Origin of the sequence: Bacillus sp. BR3(2024), assembly GCF_039134555.1 — a bacterium.
In the GTDB taxonomy this organism is placed as follows: Bacteria; Bacillota; Bacilli; order Bacillales; family Bacillaceae_G; genus Bacillus_A; species Bacillus_A cereus.
Genome location: NZ_CP152438.1, coordinates 510,894 through 535,094, shown reverse-complemented (window position 1 = coordinate 535,094; position 24,201 = coordinate 510,894). Strand labels below are relative to the sequence as shown.

The window sequence follows — 24,201 nt, the reverse complement described above, 5'->3', positions numbered from 1 at the left end:
TCTATTTCCAACAAAATATGCAAAAAAATTTTTCGTTTAGCTATTTTACATATATACCTAAGCTTTCATCCCTTATGTGGGAATAAATAAAGGTATAGGTCATACCCTATACCTTTACCTTCTTCTATCCTACTTACTTTTAAATTCCCCTATTAACCCCTGTAACTCTTGCGAGAGCCAATTTAAAGAATTTGCTAACTCTGCAATATCTTGTACATATAGTTCTTGCTCTTTCATACTTGTCCCCACATTACTACTGCTATTCACATATGTATTTGCAATGTGTGATAATTCATTTATAAACTGAACAATAGTTTGATTATTTTTTAGAATGTCACTTGAATGATTCGAAGTCGCTTTAATTTGATTTGTAACAGATTGTGCAGATTCTGAAATCTTTTCAAAGAATGCACCACTACTTTGAACAAGTGTTATTCCTAATTCTACTTCCTTTGAACTCTTCTGTATGGATCTTACAGCTCTCTCTGCTTCAGCCTGGGTTTCACCAATTAATTTAGCTATATCCCTTGCAGATGCCTCGGTTCTTTCCGCTAATATACGTACCTCGTCCGCAACACCTGAAAATTCTTCCCCCATCTCTCCAGCACATGAGGATTCAGTAGAAGCATTTAAAGCTAATGAATTTGTTTGATTAGAAATGGTTGTAATTACAGTAAGAATTTCATGAATTTCCTTAGATCGTGCTTCGAATGCATAAATACTAGAAGGTACATCCTGAACTGTATCTTGGATTCTTTTCATTTGATTCACGATTTGCTTAATCAAATCTTTTCCCTCTACAGAATGCTGTTCCATGTCTTCCAAAGCATTGCCAACTTGTTTTGCAGCTCCTTTAATTTCTTTCATCTTACTTTCCATTTCTTGAATAATCTCTAAACATTTTTGCACTACATATTCATGAGAATGTGCTCCTAAATTTAATCCTGTAATAGCACTTGCAATTTCTTTAAAGGCTATGCTATTCTCTTTTGTACTTACCGACAATTCCTGTGAAGATGTCGAAACCTGTTCAGCAGTCTGCCTTACTTTATCTATAATCCTATTAAACTTTTGAATAGTGTTATTAAAATATATATTAGTTATCCCTATATCATCAGATCTTTCATTCAATTTAATACTTAAATCCCCTTCACCAACTTTACGTAACCCTTCTTGTAAATCCTTTAAAGGCAATAGAGAGTTTCGTGAGATAAATATTTGAATTGTAATTGCGATAGTTAATGAAATTATAATAAATAGTAAACCTTGTATCATAAAGTTTTTCTTTGTAAGAGGAATAATAGAAGCTTCCAAATCCGCTGCAACAATTGCAATTATATTTTTATTTTCATCTGTAACTGGCTCTAAAATTGTTACCCAGAACCCTAATTCATCTTCATACACTTCTGTCATTTGTGCCTGTTTTGTTTGTATTACTTTATCATATGTTTTCATCCAATAAGTAGGCTGCTCATAGTATTCACCTGGTTTTACAGAAACAGTATTTGCTAATTCTGTATCCAGAGCTACTATTTGTAATTCAGCTTTTTCACTTAGCTTGGCTCCTGTAACATATGTTTGTCCAACACTTTTCATATCTTTTATAGATTTATCTAATTGCTCCGTCAATTTTTCTTTCTTCACTCTTTGAGCTGTGGGGTCTTTTGCTACATCTCTTACTATTTCTAGATCTAATTGATTTATTATTGTCTCTCCTGTTTCAAAAGACTGCCTTTCAAATATAGACATCATACTATTTTGAAACATGTTAAAACTTAACAACCCCATACTTCCTACAAGCGTTAGAATTACTAATACCGTTAGTAATACATTTTTTTGAAGCAACGATAGCTTATGCCAATATTTTTTCATTGATTTCTCCTTTCTTATTTTCAACAATACAAAAACAAAGTAGTAACATATTAAAAGGTTCTCTTTCTGTTATTAATTTAAACTTTAAAATAGCATACTAATCGTTCAACCAAACGTTCCAATTTTTTTCATTTACAATTGCATTTTTTATATGTCCAGCTGCTCCTGGAAATCTATTAAAAGGAAGACGTAATACTTCTACCACTTCACCTTTTCTATTTGTACTGATTTCTTCTAAATCGATGATATTAAAGGATTTGTCTATAATAATTGCTATAATGTTTAATAGACGACTAAGAATATTTAAAATTCCATATTTATCTCCTAAAGATTTTCAAATTAGATTTGTTGCAGTACCTTCAGCGAAGATTTTTTATAATATTGTTAGTTTTAACTAAAGATAAGAATTTTTAAGAGCCTCATCTTTAGTTATTTTTATCTTGCAGAACAATAAAATCTGAAAGTTTAATTCAATCTCCTATTTTATAACTTTTTTCCTTATTTTTCTATAACATTATAATATTTACCTGTACAATCTAAACTTGGACTCTTTTGGCCTTTACCCTTCAATTGTCTTAAATTCATATGAGTTAGCGCAGTAAGTAAATTTTTAATAAAAAACTTTTGTATTAAAAAATGCAAAAATACATACTCCTCCAAAACTATATGCACTTAAATATTCATATAGTAAAATAATTAGTACAAGCGTGCCCTATACAGCATATTTCCTTAACGGGCTTGATATTGTATTCATCATAAAATTGGTATGACCTTAATATCTCACTTAGCTCTTTAATATTTTGATGTTAACAATATAGTGTTAAAACATCCCTACTTTATCGCTATACCTACATATAAGCCAAGAATCCAATTAAAGAACGATTTTCATCAACAGTAGACGAAAGCATATCAAACAAAAAGAGACTCAATTATTTATTACTTTTTGTATAGATGTAATAAAAGATTATAGGAGAAATATATATGCTAAAAAAAATGAATAGATTTATGTTTGCTTTGCCTACCATTTCTTTTGTTTTTCTTATTTTATTAGGATCATTTTTATTCGTAATACCATTAGATCTATTCTTACCTGAAATACAAAAAAACCCAATAACAGAAGCACCCCTTATTCTTCAAGTTTTATTAGGGGTATTAGCGGCACCTATATATGAAACAGTAATTTTTCAAGTATTTTTATTTTGGCTATTAAGTTGGATTCCTTACATTAAAAATCGCGATTACCTTATCATTTTAATAGCTTCAATTATATTTGGATTAAATCATCCATATGGAATCACTTATATAGTTGGTACAACGATAATTGGACTTTTATATAACTATGCTTATTGGGTATATACAAAAAAGAATGAAAAATATCAGGTTACCATGTCTGCTTTTTGGGTTGTTTTTTTGATTCACTTATTACATAATTCTATTGCTTTTATAGCATCAAATTTATAAATATTTTAAAGATGCTATAGATTAATGAGTTATGTTTGTACTTGTTAAAGGTAAGAGACACGAAATAAGAATTAAAGAGAGGTTAATTCACTAATACTTCTAAATAATCTTTTTTCAGTTTGTTTATTTGAAGAATAAAAAGAGAAGGCCCTTTCAGGTAGACAGGATTTTCAAAGCGCAGCTAAGCCACCTGAGTCTATATTTGTATGGACTCAGGTTATTTAATTTCTCTTGAAATCTTTGATGATTATAACATTGTATATATTTGCGGACTTAAGATAGCTGAAGAAGTCTTTTTTATGTGCATTATCCTAAAAGTTTTACTTTCGCAACATACTTTCCTTCATTTTTCTAACATCCCATCCTCTTCTTCCAATCGTTTAGTCTTAGTACCCGAACCTTTAGGTTTCATTCTACCTAAACATAACCCTTTTGCTTTCCCACGTTCTTCTTCTAGTTCTTTAGTACCTAAAGTTTCGAATCATTTCATTTAACGTCTTACAATTGGATAATAAATGTCTATTTCTTTCTTAACAGTTTTATATCTTCTTTTAAGTATAAACCCACTCCCTTTTCCTTTCATTTTGTATAGCAAGTAATTCTAATTTACCCCATAGAAAAATCCCCTCCATAATAAATAGGTTAATGTGTTTTCTTTTTCCTATTTACTATGAGGGGAGAATAGCATACTAAAGATAGCTTCTTTTTTGTAAAAGAACTAAGATTCTAGTGTCGTAATTAATTGCTGACGTTCTTTATCTCTAAAAATTTTAATTTCATGTTTAAATTCATAATTTCCTTCTTCAAATCTAACCCATTCCTTACTTGTCCAATATACAACATCTACATTTGCATCTAGAATTTCAGAACATATGTCTACTAATTCTTCTTCGTAAAATGGTGCTTCTTTTGCTAGTTCAAAAGCTAGTACTTTTGGATCCTTACTTTTAATTTGAAGTTCCCTTGAAGTTTGCCCTAAATACTGCCATGGAGAATATAGGGATTGCACATGAACATTTCGAGTTTCTTTAAACTGTGATGGAGAATGTATTGTAGCAGCAAATGTAGGTTTGCTCACTCCTATTGTTGCACCTAAAGCAATAGAACTAATAATAAGTTTTTTAATCATTTTTTCAGCCCCTTTAATTATTTTGGATATGCTTCATTTTTATACTACGTTCATGTTCGTGTAAATGAAGATAATTTGACATGAGTCATCATTTTTTTCAAAAACTGTATATTAATTAAACGCTATAAATTTACCCAAAACAAAAAAGTTTCCTTTTGGAAACTTTTTTGTTTTGGGTATACATTATATGTATAAAAATTAGTTTTGAAAATATTTACTTATTTGTTGATAAAATTGTATATGGATATTTTCCCTACTATTTATCTACACACATCTCATGCAAAGCCTCACTACAACATAAACAAATTCATCTTATGACCACGTTTCTTCTTACGAAATTAAGTGATTGTTTCAATAGCTGGTTTGGGAATCATAGAATTACTTTCTTTCTTAGCCCTATTATTCTGCTCTTTTGCCTAAAATTCCAATATCCCCATTACTTCTTTTGTAAATAGTTTAAAATCAGTTAAATGTTTTTCAATAATTTGACGAACAATATCTAAATTTACACTTTGATAATCATGAACAGCAATATTACGAAATCCAACCATCGCCTTTAACTTATTTGCTAGATCAGCGCTAAGTAATCCTGCTGTAACCAATAAATCAAAAGCCTCTCGACTAGATTGGGGTAGTCCTAATTTTTTCCCAGCAACAATATGCATTGCTAAATCAATACTCGCTTCACAAGCTCTTTGTATATTCAATATTATTGAATCTTGTTTTGTAAAGTCCTCTAAATTTTCAGGATCATTTCCATACACATCTTGGATTCTTTTTATACAACGCTCTATTGTAGAAATTTTATTTAAAATAACCTCATTCTTCATATATAGAACCTCTTTTCTTTATATCATCAAATACTACCTGTCGTTCTTCATTCAATTTTGAATACATTTTTAAGGTTTTCATTTCAAAAATAACCTTACGTTTTTCATCCGAACAAAATATTGTCTTTCCTGTATGTATAATCTGAGCTTGAAAAACTGTAGAAGCTTCGGATAAATCAACTAAATCAACATCTCTCTGAACAATGTTAGCTAACTCCTGTGCTAATAAAAAACGTTCATAGTTCCCCAATGTTGTGTCACTTACATAAGCTATATCAATATCACTATCTTCTCGTTCTCTGTTCTCAGCCGTTGATCCAAACACAATTATCCAATAGGGATTCACCGTCTCTTGTAATTTTTCTATAATAGCTGTTATCATGCTTTGAAAAATCATTTAATTAATCCCCCTTATTGTACTTGAATTTTATTATATCATAACCAATCATAAATCCTTTAAACGACTATAAATACGTAAACAAAATTAAGCTTTTTTAGTACTTAACTCCTCACAAAATCAGAAGCTTATTTCTGACCTAAAATTATTATAGTTCAGGGGTAGATATATTGTGGCTTTGGATCATAAATAATTGTTAATAATCCAACGTTTGTCTGTTAAATGCCTTTTATATTTTCTTCGTGCAAAAGTAAAAGACTGACAATAACTGTCAGCCTCTTACTTTAACAACTCTAAACAACTTTAGCCTATTTCACAATATCATTCTAATAGTTTGAGGATATATTGCTCTAACAAAGATATTAATCCACCTTTAATTTTTCTTTTACCTTTGTAGGGAGTTCGTCTTTTTTAACTTCTTCCCAAGATTTCACACCTTTTTTCTCAGAGTAATATATACGTAAAAACGCTTCTTTACGAAGGTTTTTTAACGCTGTAAACTCCATTTCTTTCTCTTTACCATCCTTATCAAATCCAAGTAATTTATATTCGTAAGTCGTATCTCCATTTACATTTTTCTCTTTTAATTTTTCACCATCCTTGGTAATTTGCACATAATATGTATCTGTACCAAGACGATTTAAATTACACCCGGATAACAACACAGTAAACATCACAAAAACGCTACACATAAACACTATTCGTTTCATATTATTCACCTCATATCTTTTCTCACAAAAATTATATCCTAATCTATTGGCTGCCAAAATTCATTTCCATTACGCTAACATTACGTTTTTGTAAGGTATTAAAAACAGCTTAAAATAAAAAGGATATAAATTCATATTTCTATTGAATTCATATCCTTTGTTCTTATTGAGTAAACTATTTTGCCCCATGCTTAATAGGAGGTATTTCTATTATTCTGGGAAAATAATGCTAGAGTCCTCTTCACTATTAGCGGTATCTTCTTTCGGGAATGTAATAGTAGATCCTTCATTTCCCTTATTTCCTTTATTTATTTCTTGTTCCTCAGGAAATACAATGGAAGAATCATTACCTAAGTTTGGTGAAAAACCAAGTTTAGATAAAATAGCTTTTAAGTCAGGTAAAACACCAATTTTATCAGAAGTTGGATCATTGGATTTCGTTCCGGTGCTAGAATCACTTAAAATAGCCCTAAGCTGTCTTGGTGTATATACTCTCCCCTGATTATTTTTTGCAATTCCTTGAATTGATGCTGCAGCACCAGCAATAATAGGCGATGCACTAGATGTTCCAGCAAAACTAGATGTATATAGATTTGTTATAAATTCACTTGGTTTAGCATCTGTAGTATCTACTGCATTCCCCCATCCATACACATCCACTCTACTACCATAATTAGAGAAATATGAACGCTTATGAGGAACCCTTGCAGAAGCTGCCCCAACCATAATTGCCCCTGAATCTTTAAAATCAGGACTATTACGATTTAAAACTTGTTTACCATTACGGTCTCTAAATTGATCCAAGTCATTTCCGCCGTTTGCACCTGCTTCAATAATAATAATTCCCTTATTTGTTCCCATACGAATTGCATCAAATATGTCTGGTTTTACTTCCACAGGAAAATAGTTCTTATCTCCATATCCATCGTAAGTTGCTTGTGCCTCTAGTAAAAGAATATCTCCAGCTTGCATATTGTTAACCGCACTTAAAATAGCATCAGCTGTATTATAATTTCCGTTATCCCTAATCTGGGATACAACCTTTACCTTAGCTTTCGGTGCGATTCCAATTCCACCTATGTTATTATCCTCTGCCGAAACAATTCCTAAGACTGAGGTACCATGATCATGGTGCTCGCTTTTATTCTGTCCAGATATTAATTCAATCTTTTGATTCACTAAATCCTCATGATTAAATAACCACCCATACTCCATATCTACGAAAGTAGTTCCTTTTCCATCTCCACCTTTTATGCTCCAGGCATAAGGTGCATTAATCCCTAATGGTGCTGGTTCAAGGTAACCTTGTCTTGTAAGTCTAGGCTCATCATATGGATTAACAGATAAATTTGGCAAACGCTCTGCTGGTGGCGCCTCTTCTTCCTGTAAATACGCCGTTTCAACAAGAGATGATTTTTCAATTTTTGTAAGTAATGCTTGTACATCAATATCATCTTGAGTTTCTACAATATAATAGTTTAACAAATTAGAAGAAATTTGATCGGAATCTTTTATTTCTTTACCAAGATTTTTAATTTCTTTAGGATTTAAAGAATTAAAAAGTCGATTTATAGTTACATTTGGATATTCAGCTAAAATTCCAATTAATTCAGGATCTTGTTTTTCTTCTTTAATGAATTTTTCTATTCCATCCTGATATGGTAAATTCGCTTCATTTTTAAATTTCAAAATTAATTGTTTAGTAACTTGCTTATGTACAGTAGAATTCAATTGCTTATTTGAATAATTGTAAGTAGCTGCATAAGCAACTTCTGATTTTTCATTTGGGAGTAGTCCGCCCACCCCATTAAATGCTGTTAATGCAATTGAAGAAACTAGAATTCCCTTAAAAATTTTCAAAACGCACACCTCTTTTTTATTTATATATACTTATAAAAAAATGTATATTACCTAATTTCTTTTTATACAAACGTTTTATATGTAGGACTATATTTTCAACTCCATTCATTCTTTAATATTTGTTTATACATCATTAATACAACCAATTCATACCAACAACTTTATTAATTCAGTCGCATTACTGTAACTAGTATAGTTACACCTCATGGAATAGTCAACCTTAAATGCAATTTTGCATGTAAAGTCATACATACTTCTACCAACTGACTCCCAATTATTTCAAGAGAAATTGAACTTCTATCATTTTGAGTAATTGCATATATATAATATAAAACATATAAGGGGGGTTAAAACGTGGTAATCTCAAGACAAGATTCCTGGACTGATGATAACGATTTACTTCTCGCATCAACAGTACTTCAGAATATTCGTAACGGTGGAACACAGTTAGCTGCATTCAAAGAAGTAGCAAAACTACTAGCTAGAACACCTGCAGCTTGTGGATTTCGTTGGAATTCATATGTGAGAAAACAATACCAAGAAGAAATACAACAAGCAAAACAAGACCGAAAAATGGGAAACAACATTCCCTTCTCCCCATCACAAATAGAAAAAAACTCTTTGTCTATTACATTAGATGATATTATTCTCTTTCTACAAACTTATAAAGATGTGAATGAATTGACAAAGTTACAAAATCAAATTGAAGATTTAGAAACAGAGAATCAATCTCTTCTACAACGTATAACTATGTATGAAGAAGAGTATCGTATGTTACTGAACCATATCGATAAGACAAGAAATTTAATTGCAGTGGATTAAACAGCATAACTATAATGACTTTTCGGTAGGATCTTCACCTGCCAAAACCGCCATAAATAAAGAAAATTCAGACTCTTATTAGTAATAATAAGTAAAATACACATACATAATGTATGTGTATTTTTAATTTGAATATTATTAAAAGAAATATTTAGTCTATGTTACATCTTTTCTAATATTTCTTGTCTTTCACACCATTTCGTTAACTTTTCTAACGCCTTTTTAGATAAACGTTTTGTTTTATAATTACAAAATCTAGATAATGTCGATGGAGAAATACTCATTTCATCTGCTATTTCACGAATGCTTACCTTTTTTTCATTGTGTACTTTCAGTATTTGGTCACGGATCTTTTTCTCTATTTGTTCGACTGATTCTACAGTCTTCTTTATTTCTTTAACAACTGTTACTTCGGGTAACTGCTCTTGTGGTTCCTCTATACTCTTCTTTCCTATTACCCTATCCATTGACTGTAGCATTTCTTCAGGTGGTAAAATCGTTATTCCTAAGTTAGTGTAATAATTTTTAAACCAATTACGTTTCCCAATTTGTTGTTCATCCAGTGGATCACTATACTCCCAATGAGAGATTACTTTTTCATTTTCTAAATCCATTAGAACATTTTCTAACTGTTCTCTAATACGATTCGGCTTCCAATCTTTTGGGATATCCATTACTGCTAGTAGTCCTTTGTCTCCACCTATAGAATATGGCTTTTTCAATGATGAATACATTTGTCTAATTCTCCATTGCCATGTTAAGTATCGAATTAATCTTTTATGATATTTGTGTCTATAACTATTGTATTCAAGTGCTTTTTTAGACAATAGGGCTGTTGTATTATTTGATCCATACAAATAATTAGTTAAAAAGCTACCCGGCTTAATACGACAAGATTCAATGCCCATGTATTCATTAGTAACACTATGTCTCCATAAAACAACTGAATCTAATACAAATAATCTTTTGATAACTTCACGCTTTAATTCTAAACGTTCTCCATCATCATCACGGTCATTTAATACAACGACTTCATTATCATCATTTAAATAGATAAAAATACTTGCTAAAGCTGCAATTCTCTTTGCTATCTTAATTTTATCTTCCGCTCTATAGTATTCTTTATTTTTAACAACTGTTTTTGGAATGTTACACATTTCTAAAACTTGTTCATAAGAAAAGTCGATAAAATCATCTGGAGATTTTGCTTCATTGATCCACTGTATTGTGATTGCATCTAAGCAATCTGCCGTTAAATCATCCATATTACTCATTACGTCATCTACAAGGGTATTCCATCGAGCTGCTTCTTCTATATTGGTAAGTCTTAAGTCTTCATCTTTGTGTGAAGAAAGCTGAGCTACACCAGTAGAAGATTTTGTTTCAATAGGATATTGTAAAACTTTACTCAATTCGTCCTCTTCAAATTGATTTTTTGCAATCCCATCTCTTAGCTTATAATAAACAGCAGAGTTATTTACCTCATAATAATCCTCATGGTTTACTATGCTTGTCTCTTCTATACTTTGATCATTTTCTACTATTATGGAACTTGAAGATGCTACATTTTGAAATTCTTTGTCTATAAATCCTTCAATTTCTTTATATATTTCTTCCTTATAGGAATCAATTTTGGCATAAATTTGTACTAATGTAATTCCGGACTCTTGCTTTTTCTCTAACCAAGATACTAATGCAGTAAATGATGGAGAAGCATGGGGTGATGTGAGTACTTTATTATTATTGTTTTCAACATCTTTAAAGTATGCATTCCACTTATTCCATACTTGCTCGTTAGTTTTATAAATTGGCTCAGAGATTAACAACGCATCTCGAAACATTTGTAATAGGTTATCCACTTTCTTTTCCTCCCTAAACCATGGATCACAATAAAATAATTCTCAGTATAAAAATCTTAACCACTATTATATTTAATTTATTGTAACAGATATTTACAAATTTTTGTTTCTTTCTTTCCCTATTTCTACTTACTGCATTTCTTTTGCGCCTTGCTTTCCTTAACTCCTCAACTTGCAACAGTTGCTCTTTCTCTTACCTATTTCTACTTACATTCCCTTTGCGCTTTGTTTGCCTTATATTTCTCAACTTGCAACAGGTTGTTCTTCCTCTTACCTATTTCTACTTACATTCCCTTTGCGCTTTGTTTGCCTTAACTCTTTAACTTGCAACATGGTTGCTCTTTCTTTTCCCTATTTCTACTTCCTACACTTCTTTTGCGCTTTGTTTGCCTTATATTTCTCAACTTGCAACATGCTGCTCTTTCTTTTCCCTATTTCTACTTCCTACATCTCTTTTGCGCCTTGCTTTCCTTAATTCTTCAACTTGCAACAGGTTGCTCTTTCTCTTACCTATTTCTTTCAACTTGCACACTTTTTGCGCTTTGCTTTCCTTAACTCTTTAACTTGCAACACGGTTGCTCTTTCTTTTCCCTATTTCTACTTCCTACATTTCTTTTGCACCTTGCTTTCCTTAATTCTTCAACTTGCAACATGGTTACTCTTTCTTTTCCCTATTTCTACTTCCTACACTTCTTTTGCGCTTTGTTTGCCTTATATTTCTCAACTTGCAACACGGTTGCTCTTTCTTTTCCCTATTTCTACTTCCTACACTTCTTTTGCGCTTTGTTTGCCTTATATTTCTCAACTTGCAACACGGTTGCTCTTTCTTTTCCCTATTTCTACTTCCTACACTTCTTTTGCGCCTTGTTTTCCTTAATTCTTCAACTTGCAACACAGTTGCTCTTTCTTTTCCCTATTTCTACTTCCTACACTTCTTTTGCGCTTTGTTTGCCTTATATTTCTCAACTTGCAACACGGTTGCTCTTTCTTTTCCCTATTTTCAATCAACTTGCAACATGTTTGCGGTATCCTTTCCCTATTTCTTTCAACTTGCAACAGTATAATTTATTTCTCAACTAAGTAATTTTAAAAAAATCATGTCATTTTAAAGTTTTTAAGCTATTTTTCTCATATTTTGAGTAAGTTACATACATAAGATGCAACATGTTTGCGGTATCCTTTCCCTAAATACCCTACTATTTCCACTCTAATCCTTTATATATCAAGGGTTTAGGTACTTTTCCATTTACTTTTATACATATCACCCAACATGCAACACGTTTGCGGTATGCATGCCCTTATTTCCCTCACAAGATGCAACACTGTTTGCGGTATCCTTTCCCTACTTTCATTCTATAAATGCCAACAAATCCTTTTATATCAAAGATAATTATTACAATTCATTTTTAATGATTGCGTTCACTAACTTGCAACACGTTTGCGGTATCCTCACCCTAAATCACTTAGCGTATTCCCTCTAAATCCATATATATCAAGGGTTTAGAGGATTTCTTACGTACTCATACACTTATCATCCAACATGCAACACGTTTGCGGTATCCTTAACACAAAAAAAATTCATGAAATTCTCTTATCCCTTGATACAACTAGCTTTATAAGGTGTTGCAAGTTGCTATTTTTCTTCTTAAAGGAGCACCTTTCATCAATTTTCGATTTGCTATAATCAAAATTGGTATATTTTATAGTATTTTGGCATATATTTCTGAATTTGTAGAACGGAGGTGAAAAAGATGGGGAAATCATTTGTGATACGTAATCAACGTAGCTTAAATGGGGAAACAACAAACGCAGTTTTAGTAACACTCAAATCTTGGCAAAAGCTTGTGGAAGCATTTGAAGAGAAGTACTACAGTTATAAAGATACTTATTTAGAAGATATTCTACAGCACATGACATACGAAGATCGCATTGCTGACGTAGAAGGCTTTGTTGAAAAAGCTAAACCATCTTTTTCACGTCGCGCAATGTCTGCACTTGCAGAAAAAACTGGAAGAAAGCATAGATTATACGGCATCACGAATGCTGATCTTGAAGTGTTCTTATATCTACATAAGAAATGCTATACAAATGGTGTTATTCCCAATGTAACCATACATATGATGTGGGAAGATTACAAGCAATATAAAGAAGAGCTTGCATACATTCAGCATTCTCAATTCTATATCGCTTTGAAAAAGTTAAGCTTACATAACATTATCTCTATTGAAAATGGCTTAGATAGCCGATATACAATCAAACTAACTCATTTTATGAACGAGGAAACAGAAAAAGCAAATCCATACGTATATATTAGTCCTGTTGTATTTACAAAGGCTTTCTTTAAACTATCTGTAGCAGCTAAGAAATTATTCTTAGACATTGCGATGCAACAACATACGGAAACAACATTAAAGCGTTCTTTGGACAAGCAGGACGAAAGAGGAAACAAAACTCACTTCGGTGGGATGTATCGTTTCTTACATAAAAAATATCCGCATCAGATTCGTGCGGTTATCGAGGAATTAACAACTGCATTACCATGTACGGGGAATCCCCTATTCAAAATTTGCAAAATGCAAAAAGGTGTAAAGCATACAAAACGATATACAACATTATATCTGTCTATCCATTCAGACTTCTTATGTTCGAAAGAAGCTGAAGAAGAACAACATAGGGATCCATTTACACCAAAAGTTACCTATGCTCGAAAAGCGAAATTTATCGAAGCAGTCCTACAAGAGATGAATATTGGTGAATTGTCTGCAGACATGAATAAATTCATTCATGTATTAAAGCATACTTGTCATCGTCAAATTCGCAGTGTAATCCGCGGACTACGTGACATGGTTGATCGAAAAGAAGGATATCCAACGAAAATTGTATATACATTGAAGAAACTATTGCATCAAACATCTCAATATCAAATTCTCGATACAGCGGCAAAAGAAGGTATCTACCCTCTTATTGCGCAGCATATACCAAAAGAGAGAAATAGTGACCGTGAGCAAGCTGTCTTTAATTTTGGTCTACATTATTCTATGTATTCTCTTCATAACATTAAGAAGATGTTTAGAAATGTACATGCACTACTGAAGCAGAAGTTTGCGGTACCAGTGACGGAAGAGTCTTATCACCGTAATTATCTAAAATACCAGGAAGAAACGTTATTTAGAAAATATGCATATGATCAGGGCGTTAATCTCCATGCATATATCGCTTTAGAAATTGAAATGCGTGAAAAACTAAAAGTTCGTGGCCATAAAGAACGCACGATTCCAAGTGATGTACGTGAATGGTTTATCGAGGCAATTGATAAGCTGCCACAAGAAAAACTTCGTGTTATTGAACTACCAAAGCAGTTTAATTTACTAGAGTTTATGCGTACCTTCGAACGTTTAGTACGTGCTGGAATAACAATAACAACTCCAGATCAGGTGCTAACCGCAATGGAAATAAAATAATAGTAATGAGCTCTCTATTTTTGAAAAAATCGAAAGTAGAGGGCTATTCGTAGTTGTTTCATTCATACTCCTTTTCTACTACTCTATTTATAAATACAAAATCAGAAGGACTTCATGTAAAATGAAGTCTTTTTTTATGCACTTCTATACAAATTCTCTTCTAGCACTATATAACTCTCCACATAGTACTAGGGAGTATTCTTCTAATGTAATAAAACCTATCTCATAATACCTACAAAAAATCAAAAATAAAATTATAAAAACAGTGGATATGAGGACAAATATACTCGAATGTGAATAGTATTTTTCTGACATCATTGTAACTACTAGTGTTGTTGTATATATCTAATAAAAATCATCAATAATAATGTGAGTTATGTGTAAATAGTGAGTTATGTTAACAAATAACTACATTTTCTGAATAAAATGTGGATAATTGAACGTTAAATACTGCTTATTTACCAAAATAAAGAAAATGAAGCCTATTTCCATAGTTGGATAAATATAAAGTAATTTGTATCAATTTCTTTCCGATTTCATGTAGAAACATATGATTTTCTTTCTGCTTTTTTGTAGAATTGAAAGTCTTATAATTATTGAATCTACGGATACATTTTTTACTATTTATGATTTTTTACGTTCTAACATCAAATTTTCCCTTGTGGGAGTAGAGTTTCCCCCTATTTTTGATAACCTATAATAGTTTTATCTTTATTTCTTTTTAATATATAAGATATATATTTATAATAGATTTTATTATTAGTAGTATGAGTGTTAATACAATGTCAGATCTAATCAAAAAAATTTAATAATAATGATCTTTAATAATGTCCATAGTATTTTTCTAAATGAAAAAAGCTTAATAGCTGTGCTAGTTACTCACATTATTTTTTAGTTGTAATATCTAAATATAAGCCCTCGTGCCTATTTATTTTAATATCTTTACTACGGTACAAGCGATGATAGTAAATTTTCTCTCATTACATATGTCTTGTAATGTTCTTAATACCATTTGTCCATTATGCATAAATTTAATTTGTTCGGATGTATTTAACTTTTGAATGTTTAGATATTCCATACAATTGCAATCATAGATCGTTTCCTTTAAATAAACCCCTATTGTTTCATGAGAAAAACGAGCACAAATTATGTGCTTTTTTCATTTAGTGTACTATTAGCCTCGGATGTTCTATATACAAGTGATTCCTAACTTGAAGGCAACACAAAAAGAACTTCTTCAAGTCGATTAAATATGTACATAGCAAAATAAGCTATATATACACTAATCGGCTCAAATAAGCCCTTTCATAATTGAAACAAGATGAAACTTGCTCTTACAACTCAACTACAATAAAAAAAGGTGAAGCTCTTGATACAACTCCACCTTTTTAGTATACTTCCCTATTTTTTCGAAGAAACAGGATCCATTTTTAATGTTTTTATTCCTTCTTTTAATGTAAATGCATCTGCTCTTAATGTTTTCCAACTATCTTTTGCTGCATTCAGGTTAGGTTTTAAAAATTTAAATTTATTTTGATCTGCCTTTTGGGATGCTTTATCAATATGATTAAGTACTCCTGAATATTGAGAATCTAAATCATGCCATTGTGCTGACATATAGGTAAGAGCATTAATAGCTGATCCAATTGCATTTTGCATTTCAGCAATATTATTATACGCAACCCCAACTACACGATTTAATGTTATTTTATAGTCTACCGTTTGCCGTAATTGCGCTAATAACGGCTCTAACGTACCTAAATTATTTCTTGCTACCCCTATCATTACACCTCCAGCAATCCATGTAGGGATTGAGGGATATGATACAGTTATTATTCCATCCGATTCTACTTGTTTAAAATGTCTTATTTGCTCTAAAACATCATTTAGGCGTTTTTCATCTTCATCTATTCCAGATGCTTGATTTTTTAAAATCGATTGCAAGATATCTTTATGACCTCCAAATGCTCGGACATCTTCTCCAATACTATCTCTTAACTTAGCTAGTTCTTGTATTAAATTCTGTGTATATGCTTGGTTTTGTTTAATCTCACCTTGTAAATCTGTAATGCCTTCTTTTAATGTATCTGCATCTCCTTCATTAATTGCTTCTACTAATGTATCGTAATAATTGTCAAATGTGGTATCATACTCTACAATTCCTGTAAGGGTATCTAAAAGTTGTTTTTTTATGTGCGCATCCCATTTTGTAGCATGCTCTCTTGCATTCTTTTGATCTTGTGCAATTTGACTAGGTAGATTTGTATATCCTTTAATATCAATTCCTTCAAAGTTAACATCTGGATTATTAATTAACAAATAAGAGTAATCATTCATGGATTTTGCAAATACCCCAGCATCTTGCAAAGCTTTTTTCATCTTTTCACTGTTTACAGAAAGAGATATATCTTCCGTACTGGTTTGTTCTATTTTACTTTCACTTGCAAAAGCAGCTACTGGTGAAACTACAGTAGTTGTTGTCAGGGTTAAAAACGTCGATACAGCAAGTAGTTTATAAGGAAAATTATTATTCACTTTAATTCCTCCTATGAATATATATTAATTTTTAGTTTGTCTTTTCTTGTTTAAAAGCAATGTCTTTGGAAATGAATTCTGCGTCCTTATGAATATCATTCCAACTTTGTTTAGCAGCTTTTAAATCGTCAGGTATTAACGAAAGTTTATGTTCTTGCATTTGATCGATATTATCATATAAATCTTTATAATTAGCCCCCATTTTATTCCATTGTTGCTGAATACTTGTTAGAGACATGATTGCTTGGTCCACTGTCTGATACAAATATGTTAGAGTGTCCTTGGTATTAGTAAGTGAAATAACCGCTTGATTAGCCAGATCAGCTTTCATACTTAATTCTCCGATTTTATTCGAAATTTCATTATAAGAATTCATATGATTAGATGCCTCGACACCAGCTGCTGTTCCTAAACCGATACCAGCGGCTCCTAGAGCTGTAAGACCACCAACAACAGCTGGTGTAGCTGTACCACCCGTCACAACAATTACTACCGCTCCTGCAATCGTTCCAATAACTAAAATAGCAGCTCCTAATCCACCACCAATTGACCAGGCTAATACATTATCAAAATGTGATTTCTGTGTAGAACGTAAATTCTCAATTTCGGCCTGAAGCTGTGGGACTAGTGCTTGTTTTCCCGCTAATATAGCCGTTAATCCGCCCTGTCCATCTGGACCACCAACATTATTTTTAAAATCTACAGTATTTGTATACAACTTTGTTTTAAAAGCCTCTAACATCTTAATGACTTCCGTAACATCATTTGAATTTATATGAATTGTATTGATTAAATCCCCTATTCCTTCTTTGAGGCTCACCTTATCTTTCTTTTTTACAGTGTCTACTAGTGTGTCGTAATAGTTTTGAAATTGCTCATCATAATTTACAATATTACGCGCTGTTTTTTGAATGTTTGGCTTCGCTGTATCTAACCAGTAATTTGCATTGATTCGTGACAGTTCCTGATTTAGGTGAATATTTTTGATTAATTCTCCTCCCGCGGAACCTAAATCAATGTTGGATAAATTTACATTCGGTTGCTTAATCATAGTTTTGGCGTATAAATCCATTACAAGAATATGAGAGCCTGTTTCAGCCAATGCTTTCTTTAATCCTTCAGGTCCTAACGCATAATTTTCTATTTTCTGTTCCTGAGCTGTCTGTTCTTGTGCAAGTGCATGAATAGTACTACCATTCGTAGCAGTTATAACCGTTGCTAAAGTGGCTAAAGTTATAACCTTAAATGGAAATTTCATCATTTGATCTCCTCCTTATTTTCAGTTGCAATATAATCTTTTTGATAAACCTATGTTCTTAATATTAGAATTTATAAACTTGTTCTTCGAGTTGAGTTGTTACAATTTTTAATCGTCTTAATGTATCTTTTTGAGACTGAGTGTTATTGGCATCAACTTCAGTCGATAATTTTGTAATACTATTATTTATTAGATCCAAATCCTCTTTGTAACGTTTCATTAGCTCAATTTCTCCATCTACTTGGTTAGCAAATGTATGCAAATCATTTTGCATGAAAAGAATCATTGATTTTTGTAAATCCGCTACAGTTAATTTAGTTGTTAAGTCATATAATTTTTGATTTTGTTTCTCTAAATCATTTAAATATGCACGTTGCTCTGCTGTTAGTTTATTAATTTCAGCAAAAGTATTATATGTTTTTTTTATTTTTTCAGGATCAATCACTTTCATAAGATCATACTCTTTCGTTTTTGTAACTGCAGCTGCAGCGATTTCACCTTTTTTACTTTTCTCTATTGCTTCACGTGCTTCTTTTTTTGCAGCCTCAATTTCTATAGCTGATTTTCCCTTTTCTTTTGCTTCTTGCTCTGCTTTCTTCTCTGCGTCTACAATAGCATTGTTTATTTCTTTTCCTTTGTTATACGCTACTACTGCTGTTTGAGCAGCCGGTTCAATGATATCTTTCGATAGACTATAAATTTCTTGGAATACCTTTAGCCCTTGTTCATTTAAGGCTCCTGGTAATAATGCTATTTGCTGTAAATCATTTTGAATTGATTTTTTTGTATCTAGCATTTCATTTTTTAACTTATCTATTTTTCCTGTTCCCTCTGAATTAAGGACACTCTGTGCTTTTGCCACATCAGTATCAAGATTTTTCACCTTTTTATCTAACTGTAGTTTTAGATCTGTTAACTCATTAATTTGACGTTGCACACTTTCTTGGTTTGTTATGGTCATGTCTTGAAGGACTTCCAGTCTATCTGTAAACCCTTCTTTATCTTCCTTATTATCTACAAATCCTTTTAATGTTGGATAATAACTATTAAATTTAGTTACAAATCCTTTACTTTTTGAATTTAATAGAATTAATTTGGGATAAAGTTCAGATGACCACTCTTTCATATCTTGTTTAATTAGAAATTGAGTTGTATTTAAAGATGGAACTTCTACAAGTTGTACATTCGGACTTGCTAAGGCTCCATCGATAAAGGTTTGTGTTAATTTGGAGTGTGCACCTATTTTTCGTAACGCTGAGGAAATATCTATATTATCTTGTTTTGTTTCTGCTTGAACGATTGGCGTTGCGAGAGTATTGATAGGAATAGTCGCCCCGGTAGCAATTGATGTTATTAAAAATCCTGTCATAATTTTATTCTTCATTCCTTACACCTCTTCACTATTGTTTTTTACAAGTTTTGATCGTAAATGTTGTACAACCTAACGTTAGGATTTCTTCACACACACTTGAGGATAAAAAATTTTTCAAAAGAGTAAGTGGATCTCGTTTTTTTCTTTATTTTTAATAGAATATAAGGTCCTTACTTCCCCCCATTTTAATCACTATATTTTTCATAAGTAAACTAGAAAATCGTATATATTATGTTTGATTATTCTGACATTAAATCTTTTGTTTTTTCCTAATTATATTAAAAAAGTTTTCATAATAGTATCACTTCAGGAATTGATACCATTTCACTGCTATAATCAAAGATAAAATTTGTTGGTATTACTGAATCTTAATAAAGTCCATATGAAAAATGTTTTTGGTATAACTTTATGGGATTTTATGTATTATGTACTTTATATGAATATGTACAATTGCATACTTATATAAAGTACTATCCTTGAATAACATACAAGGCAGTCACCGTACATCCCTATAAACTTAAGAGTTTTTACTCCAAAAGTGTAAAAAGTTATCATTTCTAAAATTTAACTAGAAAATAAGATGTTTTTTATCTATCTTTCAATTCAAGATGAATTACAACTATTTTTTTAAATTTGTTCGAACTGGAGAATACAACCAAATTAATCTAAATAATATAGTGACGAAGGTCTTTCTAAGAAAGAACTCATACTAAAAATGAAATAACTTTATTGCTACTTCACAATTCCTTAATTGGCCTTTCCGTTCAGATTTTTTTGGAACTATAAAAATATCCCTTTAGATAAACAGATCCTAAGGGACAAAACGTCGAGACTTTATTCAAAACATTACGCCTCTTTTATAAGCAATGTCATTTTATTTAAAAAACGACATTAAAAATATTCTTCAAATCCAGGAGCATAACTTTGCCGCAAACAAAAAGAACCATAAGTTTTCCAAAACGTTATCAAGACCTAAATTATAAAAAGCTTTAAAAATAAAAGAGAACACATATTAGTCATATACAATATGTGTTCTCTTTTATCTGCTATTAAATAAAAACCCCCGTTAACTTAATTAGAAAGTGCAATTAAACAGTGCAATTAAACAGTAATAGTACCATTATTCCACCATTCAATAAATGTTTTTAATGATGGGGCAACCCACGTTCTGCTATCGTTTTCATGATTCCAAACATATACATCATCTTTTTGTATGACTCCATTTAATATTGCATACCCAAATAAGTCACCATTTCCTCCATCTGCAAAAAACAACAGACAATTAAAAGGCATATACAAATCTTTAAAATCGTTAAAACTTCGTAAATTCAGGTTCTCTTTAAGAATTTGTTCAATTGACCAAATGAAAAGACAATCGTATTCATCCAACACTCCATTTGTTTCATTTAATAGACTGGATAAGTCATTAGGTAATTCAACATTAAGTCTTTCTTTGATTTGGGATATTTCATCTTTAGTTGCAGGAACTTTAAATTGAAAATTTGTTGAAACATTACTGATAAAAGTCTTCCACATAGTCCGTATCCTTTCTTAACCCCTTTTTCTGTTCGCATGTTCATTTTACCTGATTGTCTTTTTTACACTACCTAAAGAGGATAATATCAATCATTACTTTGATTAAGTCCTTTTGTTTATATATATTTATTTTTAAATCATTGTTTACAGCAGATTAACTACTACCTGTCTTTCTATCCACTTATCTAGCTTATTTTTCGTATCATCATTTAATCGTTTTCTTTTACCGGATAACATCCTTGAAAGTGTTGAATACGAAATATCTATTTCTTTCGCTAACTCACGAATACTTTTATTATTCTTCTCTTTATACGTGTTCATCTTTTCAATATAAAACTCAATACTATTAGGGGTTTCTTGATTTACTATACTTATTGGCTGCTCTTCAATTACCGGTGGCTTTTCTTCCATCTCAATGATCAATGGTGCGTGCTGCTTACTTTTCTTAGTAATCAACTCTTGTTGTAATTTAACAAGTTCATTTGTAGGAGAAATTATTACTTTCAATTTTAACCAGTAGTTTTCAAACCAGTTTTTCCCCTTACATTTTTCTTCATCAATTTCGGGAGAGTATTTCCACTCTTGAATTACTTGGTCCCTCATAAGATCATCTAATGTCTTTTCAAAAACTTGTCTTATTAGACTTGGTTTTCTATTCGTACTTATCTCCATTACTTGTAATAACCCTTTAGGACCACCAATACTATAAGAATGTGTTAAATGTTGATAGGATTGTTGAATGCGCCAACGCCAACTTAGATATCTGGTTAATCTTTTGTGATATCTCTGTTGCTTGCTGTTATACTCTAGGGCTTTTTTTGATAATAAACCTGTTAGTTTTTCAGAGCCATAGAGATATTTTGATAAAAAGCTTCCTGGTGTAACGTTCATACTCTCTATTCCTAATGTTTTATCCGTATCAATATCTTTTGCAATGATAATTTCATCCATTACAAATAACCTTCGAATTCTTTGCTTTTTATAAGCTAGGCTTTCATTTGGATCTTCTTCATTTAATATCACGATCTCATTATCTTCATTGACATAAATAAAAATACTAGCAAGAGCAGCTAATCGCTCCATAATCTTTAATCTGTCTTCTTTTCGATAATAAGCCTTACCATTTTTGATTTGTTTCATATTACACATATCTAATACTTGTTCGTAATGTACAGGTACAATAGTCTTATCATTTTCCGCACTCTTTACCCAAAGTTCAGTTACAATGTCGAGGCAGTCCGCCGTCAAATCATCCATTACCCTTGTTAAAAAAGTAGAATCAATCAGTGTATTCCATCTTTTTAATTCTTCCCTTTGTAATTTCATATCACCATCATCGTGTGACGATACTACCACTAGACTATTTTGTTTATCCTGTAATTGAGCAATCCGTACATTCTTATCTTGGTCATCTGTAAACTTATTCTTAGCAATAGTGTCTGATAAATGGTACATAAACCCTGCATTACTTCGTTCTATATAATCACTCTTAGCCTCTGAATATAAAGGTAATTCTTTTGCGATAATAGGCAGTTTAATTCCAAACTCCATATATAAGTCATCTCTTAGACATTCAAAAATTTCTTCCCTATGATTTTCTAGTTTTGGAAGAATGTCTATCGCTGATAATCCTAAAGATTCCTTTTTAGAAACCCATTTTACTAGCCTTTCGAAAGTCTGTGATGAATAAGTTGAGTTGTAAATTTCCTGTAGATCTCTTTCTACATCTTGATAGAATTGTTGCCATTTATTTAAAACCTTTTCACTTCCCTCAACTCCAGTTAAAAGAGGGTAAGCTATATATAAGGTGTTTTGAAATAGTATTTTTAACTTCTCCACTAATAATCCTCCTAATTGCTTCTAATACAATTATATCAATTGCTACTAATCATTCATACTATGTTAATTCTAATATATTTTAATGTCGTAAAAAGATAGCATACATAGAAATACAACCATTAATTATTTTGTATGTGACGGTTTTATTTAGTGCTTTTATAGCCTCGGTTTCTCTTTCAAAGGAAATATGGGGATTTGAATATAAACTAATAATAAAAAGTTTACATTGAAAAATAAGCAAAAGGACCTATGTTTAGGGTTATTTTGCTTGTTTTAATAATATTTGTATCTTATTGTAATTAATACATCCTATAATTAGTTTATTTGAATTTAAAGTTTATAAGGATGATTGAACATGACAGTACAAAAAGAAAAGATAACAAGACGACGGATTGTTTGTAGGAAATGTAAATCGGATCAATTAGTTGGTAATAAACGTGTTTTTAATTCTGTTTCTTATGTTAGCTCCACTTATAGCTGGATTAGCTTCTATTTCTAATTCCTATAAGTTCTCTACTTCGTGGTATAGCCATATTTATTGCTGGATTTATTATGCTCCTAGGGGCAACAATAACTTTATTCAGTGGATTTATTGGTAGAAAAATTATTGTCAATGGTTGTATGAATTGCGGACATACATGGATGCTTAAAAAATAGAATGTTATGGGTATCAAAAATAGGCAAAAAGACAGCTGATTTATTGCTGTCTTTTTGCCTATTTTTGAGTAATAAATTAAAGTTTCTTAATTATTACTTGTTCGCCACCCTTCATAATGTCCTGTCCATGAATTTTTACTTACTTCAGTTGCTCCTTTTAAATACCAAGTCACTCCATTCCACTCTTTTACAGTGGGTATTTCCCCTTTTGATTTGTAACCAGGAAAGTCTTGGGTTTCTTTTTTCTTAACAAAACTTTTTTTATTATCAATTGTTTTTAATTTTACACCTGTATCAGTAGGTGTTTCCGCAAATACTCCTCCAGCACCAGATAACATAATTCCAGTTGCTAATGTTCCAATTATTACTTTCTTAAACATGAAAAATCCCCCTTTTTGGAATGAATATTACATAAATAATAATACCATAATATCTGTATTTTCTAACATTTTAATTTATTTATAAATATTTAATTGAATATTCAAACTATGTAATTTAACATGAAAGGATTTAAAAATAATTAGTCCTAATGGAAACTAATATTCAAGAATTAACTTTCGTATTTGTAATAGCAACAATACACTTAGTTTTTATTAGTTTGTA

Annotated in this window: 16 protein-coding genes; 3 read left to right on the top strand and 13 right to left on the bottom strand. The window is 31.2% G+C overall.

The annotated features are described in order from the left end of the window. Positions 1–129: 129 nt before the first annotated feature. Complete coding sequence (locus V7S45_RS29950) at positions 130–1,872, bottom strand: methyl-accepting chemotaxis protein (protein WP_088346536.1); 1,743 nt, start codon at positions 1,870–1,872, stop codon at positions 130–132. 981 nt (positions 1,873–2,853) lie between these two features. Here V7S45_RS29950 and V7S45_RS29945 point away from each other — a divergent pair. Then, positions 2,854–3,333, top strand: coding sequence for a CPBP family intramembrane glutamic endopeptidase (locus V7S45_RS29945; protein ID WP_088346538.1), 480 nt, complete (start codon positions 2,854–2,856; stop codon positions 3,331–3,333). 718 nt (positions 3,334–4,051) lie between these two features. Here V7S45_RS29945 and V7S45_RS29940 read toward each other — a convergent pair. The 5 genes from V7S45_RS29940 to V7S45_RS29920 all read right to left on the bottom strand — a co-directional run bounded on the left by V7S45_RS29940 (position 4,052) and on the right by V7S45_RS29920 (position 8,259). Next, positions 4,052–4,462: a hypothetical protein gene (locus V7S45_RS29940; protein WP_000592191.1), complete on the bottom strand. Its 411-nt coding sequence runs from the start codon at positions 4,460–4,462 to the stop codon at positions 4,052–4,054. A gap of 416 nt (positions 4,463–4,878) precedes the next feature. Continuing rightward, complete coding sequence (locus V7S45_RS29935) at positions 4,879–5,292, bottom strand: DUF86 domain-containing protein (protein ID WP_000787540.1); 414 nt, start codon at positions 5,290–5,292, stop codon at positions 4,879–4,881. After that, positions 5,282–5,689, bottom strand: coding sequence for a nucleotidyltransferase domain-containing protein (locus V7S45_RS29930; RefSeq protein ID WP_000577229.1), 408 nt, complete (start codon positions 5,687–5,689; stop codon positions 5,282–5,284). The genes V7S45_RS29935 and V7S45_RS29930 overlap by 11 nt, the downstream gene beginning before the upstream one ends. 362 nt (positions 5,690–6,051) lie before the next feature. Beyond that, complete coding sequence (locus tag V7S45_RS29925) at positions 6,052–6,399, bottom strand: YxeA family protein (protein WP_025688475.1); 348 nt, start codon at positions 6,397–6,399, stop codon at positions 6,052–6,054. Between the two features lie 210 nt (positions 6,400–6,609). Further along, positions 6,610–8,259 carry a S8 family peptidase gene (locus tag V7S45_RS29920; protein WP_242278745.1) on the bottom strand — a complete coding sequence of 550 codons (1,650 nt, stop codon included), beginning with the start codon at positions 8,257–8,259 and terminating at the stop codon, positions 6,610–6,612. A gap of 354 nt (positions 8,260–8,613) precedes the next feature. On the opposite strand from V7S45_RS29920, the gene V7S45_RS29915 reads away from it, so the two are divergent. Then, positions 8,614–9,081, top strand: a complete 468-nt coding sequence (locus V7S45_RS29915) for an RsfA family transcriptional regulator (RefSeq protein WP_000237075.1) — start codon at positions 8,614–8,616, stop codon at positions 9,079–9,081. A 161-nt stretch (positions 9,082–9,242) separates the two neighbouring features. Here the strand turns inward: V7S45_RS29915 and V7S45_RS29910 are convergent, their stop codons facing one another. Then, entirely contained in the window at positions 9,243–10,940 is a 1,698-nt protein-coding gene (locus tag V7S45_RS29910; protein ID WP_088346544.1) for a hypothetical protein, read from the bottom strand. Positions 10,941–12,691: 1,751 nt separating this feature from the next. On the opposite strand from V7S45_RS29910, the gene V7S45_RS29905 reads away from it, so the two are divergent. Then, positions 12,692–14,401, top strand: coding sequence for a hypothetical protein (locus V7S45_RS29905; protein ID WP_342762047.1), 1,710 nt, complete (start codon positions 12,692–12,694; stop codon positions 14,399–14,401). Positions 14,402–15,802: 1,401 nt separating this feature from the next. Here V7S45_RS29905 and V7S45_RS29900 read toward each other — a convergent pair. The 6 genes from V7S45_RS29900 to V7S45_RS29875 all read right to left on the bottom strand — a co-directional run bounded on the left by V7S45_RS29900 (position 15,803) and on the right by V7S45_RS29875 (position 23,978). Beyond that, entirely contained in the window at positions 15,803–16,936 is a 1,134-nt protein-coding gene (locus V7S45_RS29900) for an HBL/NHE enterotoxin family protein (RefSeq protein WP_001063467.1), read from the bottom strand. A gap of 31 nt (positions 16,937–16,967) precedes the next feature. After that, positions 16,968–18,197 (bottom strand): HBL/NHE enterotoxin family protein, encoded by a 1,230-nt coding sequence (locus tag V7S45_RS29895; protein ID WP_081003133.1) that lies wholly within the window; start codon positions 18,195–18,197, stop codon positions 16,968–16,970. A 61-nt stretch (positions 18,198–18,258) separates the two neighbouring features. Next, on the bottom strand, positions 18,259–19,578 hold the full coding sequence (locus V7S45_RS29890; RefSeq protein WP_000790991.1) for an HBL/NHE enterotoxin family protein: 1,320 nt from the start codon (positions 19,576–19,578) through the stop codon (positions 18,259–18,261). 1,089 nt (positions 19,579–20,667) lie between these two features. Beyond that, on the bottom strand, positions 20,668–21,102 hold the full coding sequence (locus tag V7S45_RS29885; RefSeq protein ID WP_342762046.1) for an SMI1/KNR4 family protein: 435 nt from the start codon (positions 21,100–21,102) through the stop codon (positions 20,668–20,670). A gap of 144 nt (positions 21,103–21,246) precedes the next feature. Beyond that, a complete protein-coding gene (locus V7S45_RS29880; protein ID WP_060852676.1) occupies positions 21,247–22,941 on the bottom strand; it encodes a helix-turn-helix transcriptional regulator in 1,695 nt (564 codons plus the stop codon). 743 nt (positions 22,942–23,684) lie between these two features. Continuing rightward, positions 23,685–23,978, bottom strand: a complete 294-nt coding sequence (locus V7S45_RS29875; protein WP_000475233.1) for an LCI fold-containing protein — start codon at positions 23,976–23,978, stop codon at positions 23,685–23,687. Between the last annotated feature and the right edge of the window lie 223 nt (positions 23,979–24,201).

Coding starts and splice junctions, on each gene's coding strand:
- V7S45_RS29925 (WP_025688475.1), bottom strand. CDS start 6,399: ATGAAACGAATAGTGTTTATGTGTAGCGTTTTTGTGATGTTTACTGTG.
- V7S45_RS29940 (WP_000592191.1), bottom strand. CDS start 4,462: ATGATTAAAAAACTTATTATTAGTTCTATTGCTTTAGGTGCAACAATA.
- V7S45_RS29950 (WP_088346536.1), bottom strand. CDS start 1,872: ATGAAAAAATATTGGCATAAGCTATCGTTGCTTCAAAAAAATGTATTA.
- V7S45_RS29945 (WP_088346538.1), top strand. CDS start 2,854: ATGCTAAAAAAAATGAATAGATTTATGTTTGCTTTGCCTACCATTTCT.
- V7S45_RS29885 (WP_342762046.1), bottom strand. CDS start 21,102: ATGTGGAAGACTTTTATCAGTAATGTTTCAACAAATTTTCAATTTAAA.
- V7S45_RS29890 (WP_000790991.1), bottom strand. CDS start 19,578: ATGAAGAATAAAATTATGACAGGATTTTTAATAACATCAATTGCTACC.
- V7S45_RS29875 (WP_000475233.1), bottom strand. CDS start 23,978: ATGTTTAAGAAAGTAATAATTGGAACATTAGCAACTGGAATTATGTTA.
- V7S45_RS29895 (WP_081003133.1), bottom strand. CDS start 18,197: ATGATGAAATTTCCATTTAAGGTTATAACTTTAGCCACTTTAGCAACG.
- V7S45_RS29905 (WP_342762047.1), top strand. CDS start 12,692: ATGGGGAAATCATTTGTGATACGTAATCAACGTAGCTTAAATGGGGAA.
- V7S45_RS29935 (WP_000787540.1), bottom strand. CDS start 5,292: ATGAAGAATGAGGTTATTTTAAATAAAATTTCTACAATAGAGCGTTGT.
- V7S45_RS29930 (WP_000577229.1), bottom strand. CDS start 5,689: ATGATTTTTCAAAGCATGATAACAGCTATTATAGAAAAATTACAAGAG.